General features: G+C 61.4%; 10 protein-coding genes. 4 read left to right on the plus strand and 6 right to left on the minus strand.

The genetic code is table 11. From position 1 onward, the window contains the following. Positions 1-596 precede the first annotated feature (596 nt). Entirely contained in the window at positions 597-2,015 is a 1,419-nt protein-coding gene (locus APH36_RS23755) for an amino acid permease (protein WP_177337129.1), read from the plus strand. Positions 2,016-2,110: 95 nt separating this feature from the next. On the opposite strand, the gene APH36_RS23760 is transcribed toward APH36_RS23755, so the two are convergent. Next, positions 2,111-2,995: a LysR substrate-binding domain-containing protein gene (locus tag APH36_RS23760; RefSeq protein ID WP_060500670.1), complete on the minus strand. Its 885-nt coding sequence runs from the start codon at positions 2,993-2,995 to the stop codon at positions 2,111-2,113. A 152-nt stretch (positions 2,996-3,147) separates the two neighbouring features. On the opposite strand from APH36_RS23760, the gene APH36_RS23765 reads away from it, so the two are divergent. Beyond that, positions 3,148-6,168 carry an FAD-binding and (Fe-S)-binding domain-containing protein gene (locus APH36_RS23765; RefSeq protein WP_060500671.1) on the plus strand — a complete coding sequence of 1,007 codons (3,021 nt, stop codon included), beginning with the start codon at positions 3,148-3,150 and terminating at the stop codon, positions 6,166-6,168. A 39-nt stretch (positions 6,169-6,207) separates the two neighbouring features. On the opposite strand, the gene APH36_RS23770 is transcribed toward APH36_RS23765, so the two are convergent. The 4 genes from APH36_RS23770 to phhA form a co-directional block, all read right to left on the minus strand. After that, positions 6,208-7,395 carry an MFS transporter gene (locus APH36_RS23770; protein WP_060500673.1) on the minus strand — a complete coding sequence of 396 codons (1,188 nt, stop codon included), beginning with the start codon at positions 7,393-7,395 and terminating at the stop codon, positions 6,208-6,210. Between the two features lie 91 nt (positions 7,396-7,486). Then, complete coding sequence (locus APH36_RS32805) at positions 7,487-7,615, minus strand: hypothetical protein (RefSeq protein WP_003254533.1); 129 nt, start codon at positions 7,613-7,615, stop codon at positions 7,487-7,489. Positions 7,616-7,805: 190 nt separating this feature from the next. After that, the gene (locus APH36_RS23775; protein ID WP_060500675.1) at positions 7,806-8,162 is read right to left on the minus strand and encodes a 4a-hydroxytetrahydrobiopterin dehydratase; all 357 of its coding nucleotides are present in this window, start codon (positions 8,160-8,162) and stop codon (positions 7,806-7,808) included. Positions 8,163-8,200: 38 nt separating this feature from the next. Beyond that, positions 8,201-8,989: a phenylalanine 4-monooxygenase gene (phhA, locus tag APH36_RS23780; RefSeq protein WP_025753872.1), complete on the minus strand. Its 789-nt coding sequence runs from the start codon at positions 8,987-8,989 to the stop codon at positions 8,201-8,203. Between the two features lie 255 nt (positions 8,990-9,244). Here phhA and APH36_RS23785 point away from each other — a divergent pair, with 255 nt between their 5' ends. Further along, positions 9,245-10,804, plus strand: coding sequence for a sigma-54-dependent transcriptional regulator (locus tag APH36_RS23785; RefSeq protein ID WP_060500677.1), 1,560 nt, complete (start codon positions 9,245-9,247; stop codon positions 10,802-10,804). 53 nt (positions 10,805-10,857) lie between these two features. On the opposite strand, the gene APH36_RS23790 is transcribed toward APH36_RS23785, so the two are convergent. Continuing rightward, positions 10,858-11,112, minus strand: coding sequence for a DUF2790 domain-containing protein (locus tag APH36_RS23790; protein WP_060500679.1), 255 nt, complete (start codon positions 11,110-11,112; stop codon positions 10,858-10,860). 398 nt (positions 11,113-11,510) lie between these two features. Here APH36_RS23790 and acs point away from each other — a divergent pair, with 398 nt between their 5' ends. Further along, the gene (acs, locus tag APH36_RS23795) at positions 11,511-13,472 is read left to right on the plus strand and encodes an acetate--CoA ligase (protein WP_060500681.1); all 1,962 of its coding nucleotides are present in this window, start codon (positions 11,511-11,513) and stop codon (positions 13,470-13,472) included. Positions 13,473-13,693: the final 221 nt, after the last annotated feature.

Raw genomic sequence — 13,693 nt, forward strand, 5'->3', positions numbered from 1 at the left:
CCTGTGAGAAATTGGGGCTGCAAAGCGGCCCCAAGATATTGAACAAAAAGAATTTTTCTGACGACTGGCAAGTTCTTGAACCGGCCTGTAAAGAAAACTGTACAAATATGGCCGGTTTCAGCCCTGATTCCAGATTTAACCCAATCGTGTAAACAAACCTTGCCGTCACCGATGTGCCAAACCCGCCACCTCCACCTTGCCCTCCCTTGCCCAAACCCCCGTCCCCACGGTGTTATAGCCGCCATTGCCGTGTGCAAGAGCCTGTCCACAGAGCCTGGCTGACAAAACAACAAATGGAGGCGCCATGTACGCCGATCACTCCGCCTTTGAAGGCCCATACCACAGGATCGCTGCGTTTTTTCCGGATGGAAGAGCGCAACGCGTTGACGCCTGCGCGCTTGCAGGGGTATACAGTGCGCCGCGTTTTACCTGTGACCCTTTTGCGTACCGCGCACTCTTGATCACGCCGGGTTGACCCGCTTCGGCGGCACCTAATGTCAAGAAACCCAAGGTAACCACCTTGCCCATTCCGCTGCGCCACGAGCGCGGTGGGTCCGATTCCGTCACAGATAAAAACAATGCAGGTGACTTCGTTCATGAGTGGACAAAACATGCATTCAGGCGAGCTCAAGCGGGGCCTGAAGAACCGCCATATCCAGTTGATCGCCCTGGGGGGTGCAATTGGTACCGGCCTGTTCCTTGGCTCGGCAGGCGTGATGAAATCCGCCGGCCCGTCGATGATCCTTGGCTACGCCATCTGCGGCTTCATCGCCTTCATGATCATGCGCCAGCTTGGCGAGATGATTGTCGAAGAGCCGGTGGCCGGCTCGTTCAGCCACTTCGCCCACACCTACTGGGGCGGCTTCGCCGGCTTCCTGTCGGGCTGGAACTGCTGGGTGCTGTACATCCTGGTGGGCATGTCGGAGCTTTCTGCAGTTGGCAAGTATGTCCACTACTGGTGGCCGGAAATCCCGACCTGGGTCACGGCAGCGGCGTTCTTCGTGTTGATCAACGCCATCAACCTGATGAACGTGAAGTTCTTCGGTGAAGCCGAATTCTGGTTTGCCATCATCAAGGTCGTGGCCATCGTCAGCATGATCGGCCTGGGTGCCTACCTGCTCACCAGCGGCAGCGGCGGGCCGGATGCCACCATCGCCAACCTGTGGTCCCATGGCGGCTTCTTCCCGAACGGTGTCAGCGGGCTGGTGATGGCCCTGGCGTTCATCATGTTCTCGTTCGGTGGCCTGGAAATGCTCGGTTTCACTGCTGCCGAAGCCGACAAGCCGAAGACCGTGATCCCTAAGGCGATCAACCAGGTCATCTGGCGTATCCTGATTTTCTACGTAGGCGCCTTGGTGGTATTGCTGTCGTTGACGCCATGGGACAACCTGGTCGCCAGCATCGATGCCTCGGGTGGCAGCTATGGCAGCAGCCCGTTCGTGCAAGTGTTTTCGCTGCTGGGCAGTGACGTTGCTGCCCACTTGCTGAACTTCGTGGTCCTGACAGCCGCACTGTCGGTGTACAACAGCGGCACCTACTGCAACGCGCGCATGCTGCTGGGCATGGCCGAACAGGGCGATGCCCCGGCGTCGCTGGCCAAGGTCGACAAGCGTGGCGTGCCTGTGCGTTCGATCCTGGCGTCGGCTGCCGTTACCTTCGTGGCCGTACTGCTTAACTACCTGATGCCGCAGAATGCCCTGGAGCTGCTGATGTCGCTGGTGGTGGCTACCCTGGTGATCAACTGGGCGATGATCAGCTATTCGCACCTGAAGTTCCGCCAGCACCTGGACCGTACCGGTCAGAAACCGCTGTTCAAGGCGCTGTGGTACCCGTACGGCAACTACATCGTGCTGGCCTTCGTGGTGCTGATCCTCGGTATCATGCTGATGATTCCGGGTATTCAGGTTTCGGTGTACGTCATGCCGGTTTGGCTGTTCGGGATGTTTGTGGTCTACATGGTCAAGCCACGCCGCCGGGTGAATGCCGGTGGGGCTGCGGGTCATGTAGCCAAGTAAGTGACTTAAAGCAGTATGAAGAAACCCGAAGGCAGGTGACTGGCTTCGGGTTTTTTGTTGCCTGTGCCGGCCTCTTCGCGGGCACAGGCAACAATTCAGATCTGCTCCAGCAACCACCCCCTGAATGCCCGCAACGACGGCAAGGCCTCATTCCTGGGCGGGTAGATCAGGTAATAACTACGCTGGCTGGCAAACGCCACCCCCGGGCTGTACAGCTCACCCTTGGCCAGTTCTTCCTCCACCAGTATGCGCGGCACCAGCCCGATACCAATCCCGGCCCGCACCGCCTGGATCAGGTGCGAGGTCAGCTCGAAGCTCGGCCCCAAGCGCATTGCCCGGTGCGGCAGGCCATGGTGCGAGAACCATTCGCCCCAGGCATGCGGGTTGTTGGCTACATTCAACAGCACCTCTTCACTGATGCGTGCGGGGCTCCAGCCCTGGCTGTCGGCCCCGGCCTCCGGTGGCAGGATCACCACCAGTTCCTCGGCATGCAGGCGATGGCAGATCAGCCCCGGCAGGTCGTGGCTTGCCACGCCGATGGCGGCGTCGATTTCGCTGGTGTCGAAGTTGATGGCTTCGATACGTGAATGAATGTGCACCAGCATGCCCGGGTAGGCGCTGTAGAACGCATGCAGCCGTGGCAGCAGCCATTTCGAGCCGAACGTTGGCAGGGTGGCCAGGCGCAAGGTGCCGACCCCCGACTGATACGCCAGCGCCTGCAAGGTGGCACTGCGGATGCGCCCCAGCGCCTCGCTGAGCTCGCGCTGGTACAGGCGACCGACATCCGTCAGCTGTACCTGGCGGCCTTCGCGCCGGAACAAGGTGAGGCCCAGTTGCTGTTCCAGCGCCTGCACCTGGCGGCTGACCGCGCTTTGCGTCAGCGACAGTTCGGCGGCGGCGCGGGTGTAGCTTTCATGCCGGGCGGCGGCCTCGAATGCCAGCAGCAGCGACATGGACGGTGTCAGGTGGCGGTAATTCATTCATAAAAGTCATTGATAGCGGCAGGATTATCCGTTTGCCCCTGAAGCGAAACTACAGGAACATTGGCCTATACGTCATCCCTGCATGCATCAACCCATGCCGGAGCGACAGGAATCCTGTGAATTAGCCAATATCAAGAGGCCATCCTTCGATGATCGCCCAGCTGCCGACCGTTGCACCGAGCGCCAACTACCCCGAATTCCTCGAAGCCCTGCGCAGCAGCGGCTTCCGTGGCCAGATCAGTGCCGACTACGGCACCCGCACGGTGTTGGCCACCGACAACTCGATTTACCAGCGCTTGCCCCAGGCCGCAGTGTTCCCGCTGGACGCCGACGATGTGGCGCGGGTTGCCACCCTGATGGGCGAGGCGCGGTTCCAGGGCGTCAAGCTGACCCCGCGCGGCGGTGGCACCGGCACCAATGGCCAGTCGCTGACCGACGGCATCGTCGTCGACCTGTCGCGCCATATGAACAAGATCCTCGAAATCAACGTCGAGGAACGTTGGGTACGGGTGCAGGCCGGTACGGTCAAGGACCAGCTCAATGCCGCGCTCAAGCCGCACGGGCTGTTCTTCGCCCCTGAGCTGTCCACCTCCAACCGTGCCACTGTCGGCGGCATGATCAACACCGACGCTAGTGGGCAAGGCAGCTGCACCTACGGCAAAACCCGTGACCATGTGCTGGAGCTGCACAGCGTGCTGCTCGGCGGCGAGCGCCTGCACAGCCTGCCAATCGACGACGCCGCGCTGGAACAGGCCTGTGCCGCGCCCGGCCGGGTCGGCGAGGTGTACCGCATGGCCCGGGAGATCCAGGAAACCCAGGCCGAACTGATCGAAACCACCTTCCCCAAGCTGAACCGCTGCCTCACCGGCTATGACCTGGCGCACCTGCGCGACGAGCAGGGCCGCTTCAACCTCAACAGTGTGCTGTGCGGTGCCGAAGGTTCGCTGGGCTATGTGGTGGAGGCCAAGCTCAACGTGCTGCCGATCCCCAAATATGCGGTGCTGGTGAACGTGCGCTACACCAGTTTCATGGATGCCCTGCGTGATGCCAATGCGCTGATGGCGCACAAGCCGCTGTCGATCGAGACCGTCGACTCCAAGGTGCTGATGCTGGCGATGAAGGACATCGTCTGGCACAGTGTTGCCGAATACTTCCCGGCCGACCCCGACCGCTCGACCCTGGGTATCAACCTGGTGGAGTTCTGCGGCGATGAGCCGTCTGAAGTCAACGCCCGGGTGCAAGCCTTCGTCGAGCACTTGCAGGCGGATACCAGTGTCGAGCGCCTGGGGCATACACTGGCTGAAGGCGCCGAGGCGGTGACCCGCGTCTACGTGATGCGCAAGCGTTCGGTGGGCTTGCTGGGTAACGTCGAGGGTGAGGTACGTCCGCAGCCGTTCGTGGAAGACACGGCGGTACCGCCAGAGCAACTGGCCGACTACATCGCCGACTTCCGCGCCCTGCTGGACGGTTACGGCCTGGCCTACGGCATGTTCGGCCACGTCGATGCTGGTGTACTGCACGTGCGCCCGGCCCTGGACATGAAGGACCCGGCCCAGGCCGCGCTGGTGAAGCCGATTTCCGACGCCGTGGCCGCGCTGACCAAAAGCTATGGCGGCCTGCTGTGGGGCGAGCACGGCAAAGGCCTGCGTTCGGAATACGTGCCGGAGTACTTCGGTGCGCTGTACCCGGCGCTGCAGCGCCTGAAAGGTGCCTTCGACCCACACAACCAGCTCAACCCCGGCAAGATCTGCACACCGCTGGGCAGTGCCGAGGGCCTGACCCCGGTCGATGGCGTAACCCTGCGCGGCGACCTTGACCGCACCATCGATGAGCGTGTGTGGCAGGACTTCCCCAGTGCCGTGCATTGCAACGGCAACGGCGCCTGCTACAACTACGACCCCAACGACGCCATGTGCCCGTCGTGGAAGGCCACCCGTGAACGCCAGCATTCGCCCAAGGGTCGCGCCTCGCTGATGCGCGAGTGGCTGCGCCTGCAGGGCGAAGCGAACATCGACGTGTTGGCCGCAGCCCGCAACCAGGTGTCGTGGCTCAAGGGCCTGCCGGCACGCCTGCGCAACAACCGCGCGCGCAGCCAGGGGCAGGAAGACTTCTCCCACGAAGTATACGACGCCATGGCCGGCTGCCTGGCGTGCAAGTCGTGCGCCGGGCAGTGCCCGATCAAGGTCAACGTGCCGGACTTCCGTTCGCGCTTCCTTGAGCTGTACCACGGCCGCTATCAGCGCCCGCTGCGTGACTACCTGATCGGCTCGCTGGAGTTCACCATCCCGTACCTGGCCCATGCGCCGGGCCTGTACAACGCGGTCATGGGCTCGAAGTGGGTCAGCAAGCTGCTGTCCGACAACATTGGCATGGTCGACAGCCCGTTGATCAGCCGCTTCAACTTCCAGGCCACGCTGACCCGTTGCCGTGTCGGCGTGGCCAGCGTGCCGGCCCTGCGTGAACTGACCCCGGCCCAGCGCGAGCGCAGCATCGTGTTGGTGCAGGATGCGTTCACCCGTTACTTCGAGACCCCGCTGCTCTCAGCCTTCATCGACCTGGCTCACCGCCTGGGCCACCGGGTATTCCTGGCGCCTTACAGTGCCAACGGCAAGCCTTTGCATGTACAGGGCTTCCTGGGGGCGTTCGCCAAGGCGGCGATCCGTAACGCTACCCAGCTCAAGGCCCTGGCTGACTGTGGCGTGCCTCTGGTGGGGCTGGACCCGGCGATGACCCTGGTGTACCGCCAGGAGTACCAGAAAGTGCCGGGGCTGGACGGTTGCCCGAAGGTGCTGTTGCCGCAGGAATGGTTGATGGACGTGCTGCCTGAGCAGGCACCGACCGCACCGGGCAACTTCCGCCTGATGGCGCACTGCACCGAGAAGACCAACGTGCCGGCCAGTACCAAGCAGTGGGAGCAGGTGTTTGCCCGCCTGGGCCTGAAGCTGGTGACCGAGGCGACGGGTTGCTGCGGTATGTCGGGGACCTACGGCCACGAGGCGCGTAACCAAGCGACTTCGCGGACCATCTTCGAGCAAAGCTGGGCAACCAAGCTGGACAAGGAAGGAGAGCCGCTGGCGACCGGTTACTCGTGCCGCAGCCAGGTCAAGCGCATGACCGAGCGCAAGATGCGCCACCCGCTGGAAGTGGTGTTGCAGTACGCCCAGCGCTAACGTTCAGGGCTTCGGGGGCTGCCAGGCAGCCCCCAGCCTTCAATGATCTCGATGCCGCCGCACCTGCCTGTACAGATACAGGCTCAACACCAGCCCACAACCCGCCGCACCCGCCGCAAACAGAAACATCGAAGCAAACCCGAACCCCGCCGCCACCGCGCCCACCAGTGGCCCGGTCACCCCCAGTGACAAATCAATGAACAGCGAATACGCCCCCACCGCCGCGCCGCGGTTGGCCGCCGACACCTGATTCACCGCCTCCACACCCAGCGCCGGGAACACCAGCGAGAAGCCAAACCCGCTAAGCGCTGCCCCTGCCAAGGCCAGCTCGGCGCTGGGCGCCAGCCACAGCATCAACAACCCCAGTGTTTCCACCGACAGGCAGGCAATTGCCACCCGGAACCCGCCAATGCGGTTGATCAGGTTGCCAAACAGCAGCCGCGCACTGATGAAGCTGGCGCCGAACAGGGTCAAGGTCAGCGCGGCATTGGTCCAGCCACGGCTGGCGTAGTACAAGGTGATGAACGTGGCGATGGTGCCAAAGCCGATCGAGCCCAAGGCCAGCCCCGAACCATGCGGGAACACCTTGCCCAGCACGCGCAGGAACGGCAGGCGTACGCCACTGACGATAGGGGCGGCCTGTTTCGGCCAGGCCAGCAGCAGGCCGAGGATGCACAGCAGGATAATGCTGACGCCCATGCTCCACAGCCCCAGGCTCTTGACCATCAGCACGCCCAGCGGTGCACCGACGGCCAGTGCGCCATAGCTGGCGATGCCGTTCCAGGAGATGACCTTGGCGGTGTTTTCAGCGCCCACCCGGCCGATGCCCCAGCCAATCGCGCCCGCACCTACCAGGCTTTCGGCGCTGCCCAGTGCTAGCCGGCCGACCAGCAGGCAAGTCAGGCTCAGCCAGGGCAGATGGGTGAGGAAGGCGCAGGCGAGCATGAACACCCCGCTAAGCCCGCAGCCTACAAGGCCATACATGACCGCCTTCTTGCTGCCGTGGTTGTCGATGATGCGGCTGGCAGTAGGGCGGCTGAGCAGCGTAGCGAGGTACTGCACGCTGATCACAAGGCCCGCGACCACGGCGCTGAAGCCGAGGTCGTTGTGCACATAGCCGGGCAACACGGCCAGCGGGATGCCGATGTTGAGGTAGCCGATGAAGGTGAAGAGGACGATAGAGACGACTTGCAGGGTGACCGCAAGGGGGCGCGGTGAGTCGGGCATGGGGCCTACACAGGTTCTGGACAGTGTGAAAACGTGATGACGGGGGTAGCCCGCAGGTCAGCCGTTTTCACACTGTTGGAGGTTGCGCGATTTATTCCTGGTCAGCGCTGGATTGATCGTCACCATCCTGCTCGGCGGCAGCTGCCGGTTCGGCGTGAACGGTCACGGATGGCTCTTCTGGGTTCAGGCTTGGGAAGGGAAGATTCGGGATTTCGTGCATCTCGTCGTTCCTCGCAAGTGTGAGTGAAAAGTCTGCGCCAGGCGCGGTTGAAGCTTCGCAAAGCTGGGGCAGGATACACAAGTCTGGATGACAGTTTGGTTTTTTTACCGTTCGTTTGTCGGTTTCGCGGGCGAACAGCGCACAGGCTTCATAAAAAAACGGGGCCGATTGCGGCCCCGTTTTTCAGCGATTACTTACGGCCTTCGGCCGTTTCCGCCACTTTGTCAGTCCGTGCGCACATGATGAAGTCATTGCGGTGCAGGCCTTTGATCGAGTGGCTCCACCAGGTCACGGTAACCTTGCCCCACTCGGTCAGCAGCCCGGGGTGGTGGCCTTCGGTCTCGGCGATTTCGCCTACGGCGTTGGTGAACGCCAGGGCGTGCTTGAAGTTCTTGAACAGGAACACGCGTTCCAGCTCCATATGGCCGTCACGTACTTCGATGTTCCAGTCCGGGATTTCGCGAATCAGCTCCGCCAGCTCTTCGTCGGTGACTTTTGGCGCGTCGGCGCGGCAGGCTTCGCAATGGGCTTGGTTCAAGGCATTCATGGGTGTTTTCCAGTTCGAGTTGTTATCGGCAAGGTCGCTCAGGCAGCGACCTTGGGTGGAAACTTCGGTGCGTGCAGGCCCAGCTGCATGGCCTTGTGGACCATGCCCATGATGTCTTCGTGGGCCAGGTCGAACAGGCACTTCATGTTCGGCAGCACGAAATACAGCGGCTGCAGGATGTCGATACGGTACGGGGTACGCATGGCTTCGATCGGGTCGAAGGCCTGGTGTTCAGGCTCGCCAGACAAACTGTAGACGGTCTCTTTCGGTGACGAGAGGATGCCGCCGCCATAGATCTTGCGGCCTTGGGCGGTTTCCATCAGGCCAAACTCGATGGTCATCCAGTACAGGCGTGCCAGGTACACGCGTTGTTCCTTGGTTGCCGCCAGGCCGAGCTTGCCGTAGGTGTGGGTGAATTCGGCGAACCATGGGTTGGTCAGCAGCGGGCAGTGCCCGAAGATCTCGTGGAAGATGTCGGGCTCTTGCAGGTAGTCCAGCTCTTCCGGGGTGCGGATGAACGTGGCGACCGGGAAGCGTTTGCTGGCCAGCAATTCGAAGAAGGTCTGGAAGGGAATCAGCGCCGGAACCCGGGCAACCTGCCAGCCGGTGGTGGCACCCAGCACCTTGTTGATCTCGCCCAGTTGCGGGATACGGTCATGGGGCAGCTTGAGCTGGTCGATGCCGTCCAGGTATTCCTGGCACGCGCGGCCTTCGATCACTTTCAGCTGACGGGTGATCAGGGTGTTCCATACCGCATGCTCTTGCTGCGGGTAATCGATAAAACCATGCGCATCGGGCTCGCGTGCCACGTAGTGCGTCTGTTTCATGAGGCTCTCCTGGTGAGGGCTTTTCTTGTTATGTGCAGGACATGCCTAAGGAATATCCCTTCACTGCCCGTTTTGCACGGGTGCAAGCCGCTGCCGCGCCAGCGGGTGAGGTGGATTTCGTAACGATAATTTTACAAAAGAGCCTGGGTGTCGGAAAATTCGGGGCATACGGCTGATGGTTTCACTGTTTTTGTCAGCTTATCTTTACGACTTTTCCGCGCGATGTTGAAAAACATTGGCGCTTCGAGAGCCCTCATGCGTATCAAAGTGCACTGCCAGAACCGCATTGGCATCCTGCGCGACATCCTCAACCTGCTGGTGGAGTACGGCATCAACGTGCTGCGGGGCGAGGTGGGCGGTGACCATGGCAATGCCATCTACCTGCACTGCCCGAACCTGATCAACCTGCAGTTCCAGGCCTTGCGGCCGAAGTTCGAGGCGATTGCCGGGGTATTTGGCGTCAAGCGCGTGGGCCTGATGCCCAGCGAACGCCGGCACATGGAGCTGAACGCCTTGCTCGGGGCGCTGGACTTCCCGGTGCTGTCGATCGACATGGGCGGCAGCATCGTCGCCGCCAACCGCACGGCAGCGCAGTTGCTGGGGGTGCGCGTGGATGAGGTGCCGGGCATGCCGCTGGCGCGCTATGTGGAAGACTTCGATCTGCCGGAGTTGGTGCGGGCCAACAAGTCGCGCATCAATGGCCTGCGTATCAAGGTCAAAGGTGATGTGTTCCTGGCGGATATCGCACCGCTGCAGTCCGAGCACGATGACAGCGAGGCGTTGGCTGGCGCCGTGCTCACCCTGCACCGTGCCGACCGCATTGGCGAACGCATCTACAACGTGCGCAAGCAGGAACTGCGAGGCTTCGATAGCATCTTCCAAAGCTCGCGGGTGATGGCCGCCGTGGTGCGCGAGGCCCGCCGCATGGCGCCGCTGGATGCGCCGCTGCTGATCGAGGGTGAGACCGGCACCGGCAAGGAGCTGCTGGCACGCGCCTGCCACCTGGCCAGCCCCCGTGGGCAGTCGCCGCTGATGGCGCTCAATTGCGCCGGCTTGCCCGAGTCGATGGCCGAAACCGAGCTGTTCGGTTACGGCCCCGGGGCATTCGAAGGGGCGCGGGCAGAGGGTAAGCTGGGGCTACTTGAACTGACCGCAGGCGGCACGCTGTTCCTTGACGGGGTAGGGGAGATGAGCCCGCGCCTGCAAGTGAAGTTGCTGCGCTTTTTGCAGGACGGTTGCTTTCGCCGGGTGGGCAGCGATGAAGAGGTGTACCTGGATGTGCGGGTGATCTGCGCGACCCAGGTGGATTTGTCCGAGTTGTGCGCGCGCGGCGAGTTTCGTCAGGACCTTTATCACCGCCTGAACGTGTTGTCGCTGCACATTCCGCCTTTGCGCGAATGCATGGATGGGCTGGAAGGGCTGGTGCAACACTTTCTCGACCAGGCCAGCCGACAAATCGGCTGTGCCATGCCGCGGCTTGCGCCGGCGGCGATGGACAAACTTGGGCAATACCATTGGCCGGGCAATGTAAGGCAGTTGGAAAACGTATTGTTCCAGGCGGTTTCTTTATGTGAAGGCGGCGTGGTTAAAAGCGAGCATATACGTTTGCCGGATTATGGCGCGCGGCAACCGCTGGGTGAGTTTTCGCTGGAGGGTGATCTTTCGCAGATTGTCGGGCGCTTTGAAAAAGCGGTGCTGGAAAGTTTGATGGGGGAGTTTTCGAGTAGCCGGGCTTTAGGGAAAAGGCTGGGCGTTTCGCATACAACAATCGCCAACAAGTTAAGGGACTATTCGCTTGGCAAGTCTGCCGATTAGTTGGGCTTTGCAAAAGGTGAAAGGGGCCCGCAGGGCCCCTGATTCAGAAGGTATCAGCCGTTAGAGCAGCCGTTCCCCATCACGCGATATTCGAGAATGTGCTTCTGGCCCTTGGAGTCCTCGTAGGTCATGCGGGCTGGCACGACTTCGCATACGTTGGGCACTTCGCTCATGGAGATGACGCGGGCAATGTCCAGGTGCTGCGAGTAACTGTACTGTTCAACCGGAATCTGCTCGGCATCTTTGGCTTCGCCGGCCATTGCCGCGCCGCTAAGACTGCCAAGTACCAATACCAGTAAAGCTTTCATTTTCTATTTACCTGTCTAAGGTCGTGAGGGGGCACGCGGCGCTTATGGCGCCGCGAGTATTGCTAGTTTTAACTATCGGGATTAGAGGGAGATTAACGTTTGCCTTCGTGGGGGCTGTTACCAGTTGTTAATCGCCTTGCCGTTGCTGGCGAGGTGAATTTTAGGGTTGTGGCCAAGGCCGAAACAGTGGGTCTTTTGATAAAGTGTTTTGACAGAATCTGTAATAATCCTCTGGTAAAGCCCCCCGTTTTTTCGTGGTCAGGGCTGTAATCCGCGTGCCAGAGCACGTTGGCGGAACGGTCGTACCAAATTACTACCAACGTCGAATGGCTTTTGTCGCTCTGGTACAGTTACAAACGGTTCCATACAAAAACAACTATTACACCGAGGTAACACAGATGAGTGCGGCTCCACTGTATCCCGTTCGTCCCGAGGTTGCGGCCACTACCCTGACCGACGAGGCCACCTACAAGGCCATGTACCAGCAATCGGTGATCAACCCGGACGGCTTCTGGCGCGAGCAGGCCCAGCGAATCGACTGGATCAAGCCGTTCACCAAGGTCAAGCAGACCTCCTTCGACGACCATCACGTCGATATCAAATGGTTCGCCGACGGCACTCTGAACGTTTCCTCCAACTGCCTGGATCGCCACCTTGAAGAGCGCGGCGACCAGCTGGCCATCATCTGGGAAGGCGACGACCCTTCCGAACACCGCAACATCACCTACCGCGAGCTGCACGAGCAGGTGTGCAAGTTCGCCAACGCCCTGCGTGGCCAGGACGTGCACCGGGGTGATGTGGTCACCATCTATATGCCGATGATCCCCGAAGCCGTGGTCGCCATGCTGGCCTGCGCCCGCATCGGTGCGATCCACTCGGTGGTGTTCGGTGGTTTCTCGCCCGAGGCGCTGGCTGGCCGTATCATCGACTGCAAGTCCAAGGTGGTGATCACTGCCGACGAGGGCCTGCGTGGCGGCCGCCGCACCCCGCTCAAGGCCAACGTCGACCTGGCGCTGACCAACCCTGAAACCAACAGCGTGCAGAAGATCATCGTGTGCAAGCGTACCGGTGGCGACATTGCCTGGCACCAGCACCGCGACATCTGGTACGAAGACCTGATGAAAGTGGCCTCCAGCCACTGCGCGCCGAAAGAAATGGGGGCCGAGGAAGCGCTGTTCATCCTCTACACCTCCGGCTCAACCGGCAAGCCGAAAGGTGTGCTGCACACCACCGGCGGTTACCTGGTGTATGCCGCACTGACCCATGAGCGGGTATTCGACTACCGCCCAGGTGAAGTGTACTGGTGCACTGCCGACGTGGGCTGGGTCACCGGCCACAGCTACATCGTGTATGGCCCGCTGGCCAATGGCGCCACTACCCTGCTGTTCGAGGGTGTGCCGAACTATCCTGACATCACCCGCGTGTCGAAGATCGTCGACAAACACAAGGTCAATATCCTCTATACCGCGCCCACTGCCATCCGCGCGATGATGGCCGAAGGGCAGGCGGCTGTTGAAGGTGCCGACGGCTCCAGCCTGCGCCTGCTCGGCTCGGTGGGCGAGCCGATCAACCCCGAAGCCTGGAACTGGTACTACAAGACCGTGGGCAAGGAGCGTTGCCCGATCGTCGATACCTGGTGGCAGACCGAGACCGGTGGCATCCTGATCAGCCCGCTGCCGGGCGCTACCGGCCTGAAGCCGGGTTCGGCTACCCGTCCGTTCTTCGGGGTGGTGCCAGCGCTGGTGGACAACCTGGGCAACCTGATCGACGGTGCTGCCGAGGGCAACCTGGTGATCCTCGACTCATGGCCGGGCCAGTCGCGTTCGCTGTTCGGCGACCACGATCGCTTCGTCGACACCTACTTCAAAACCTTCCGTGGCATGTACTTCACCGGTGACGGTGCGCGCCGTGACGAGGATGGCTATTACTGGATCACGGGCCGTGTGGATGACGTGCTCAACGTATCCGGGCACCGCATGGGTACCGCCGAGATCGAAAGTGCCATGGTGGCCCACGCGAAGGTGGCCGAGGCTGCAGTGGTTGGCGTGCCGCACGACATCAAAGGGCAGGGCATCTATGTGTATGTCACCCTCAATGCCGGTATCGAGGCCAGCGAGCAACTGCGCCTGGAGCTGAAGAACTGGGTGCGCAAGGAAATCGGCCCGATCGCCTCGCCGGATGTGATCCAGTGGGCACCGGGGCTGCCGAAAACCCGTTCGGGCAAGATCATGCGCCGTATCCTGCGCAAGATTGCCACCGGTGAGTACGATGCGTTGGGCGATATCTCGACCCTGGCCGACCCGGGCGTGGTGCAACACCTGATCGATACCCACAAGGCAATGAGCCTCGCTTCGGCCTGACAGTGAAGCAGGGCTGTGTGAACAGAAAACCCCGCCCGGGCAACCGGGCGGGGTTTTTGCTTGACTGTTACCCGACATTCATCGGTAACTGTTCTGTCACCGGCCTTGCACATGTTCGGGGCGCGAGGAAACAACGCGGACCTGTTTCGGTGCGTTCACGCAGCCATTTTCTTCAACGCGGCACGCTCCACTTGCCGTAATACAAGGCTTTGCCAATAATA

It is taken from the genome of Pseudomonas sp. NBRC 111133 (assembly GCF_001320605.1).
In the GTDB taxonomy this organism is placed as follows: Bacteria; Pseudomonadota; Gammaproteobacteria; order Pseudomonadales; family Pseudomonadaceae; genus Aquipseudomonas; species Aquipseudomonas monteilii.

What these genes read in the sequence shown, in the direction of transcription:
- APH36_RS23755 (WP_177337129.1), top strand. Translation starts at nt 597, where the DNA reads ATGAGTGGACAAAACATGCATTCAGGCGAGCTCAAGCGGGGCCTGAAG.
- APH36_RS23760 (WP_060500670.1), bottom strand. Translation starts at nt 2,995, where the DNA reads ATGAATTACCGCCACCTGACACCGTCCATGTCGCTGCTGCTGGCATTC.
- APH36_RS23765 (WP_060500671.1), top strand. Translation starts at nt 3,148, where the DNA reads ATGATCGCCCAGCTGCCGACCGTTGCACCGAGCGCCAACTACCCCGAA.
- APH36_RS23770 (WP_060500673.1), bottom strand. Translation starts at nt 7,395, where the DNA reads ATGCCCGACTCACCGCGCCCCCTTGCGGTCACCCTGCAAGTCGTCTCT.
- APH36_RS32805 (WP_003254533.1), bottom strand. Translation starts at nt 7,615, where the DNA reads ATGCACGAAATCCCGAATCTTCCCTTCCCAAGCCTGAACCCAGAAGAG.
- APH36_RS23775 (WP_060500675.1), bottom strand. Translation starts at nt 8,162, where the DNA reads ATGAATGCCTTGAACCAAGCCCATTGCGAAGCCTGCCGCGCCGACGCG.
- phhA (WP_025753872.1), bottom strand. Translation starts at nt 8,989, where the DNA reads ATGAAACAGACGCACTACGTGGCACGCGAGCCCGATGCGCATGGTTTT.
- APH36_RS23785 (WP_060500677.1), top strand. Translation starts at nt 9,245, where the DNA reads ATGCGTATCAAAGTGCACTGCCAGAACCGCATTGGCATCCTGCGCGAC.
- APH36_RS23790 (WP_060500679.1), bottom strand. Translation starts at nt 11,112, where the DNA reads ATGAAAGCTTTACTGGTATTGGTACTTGGCAGTCTTAGCGGCGCGGCA.
- acs (WP_060500681.1), top strand. Translation starts at nt 11,511, where the DNA reads ATGAGTGCGGCTCCACTGTATCCCGTTCGTCCCGAGGTTGCGGCCACT.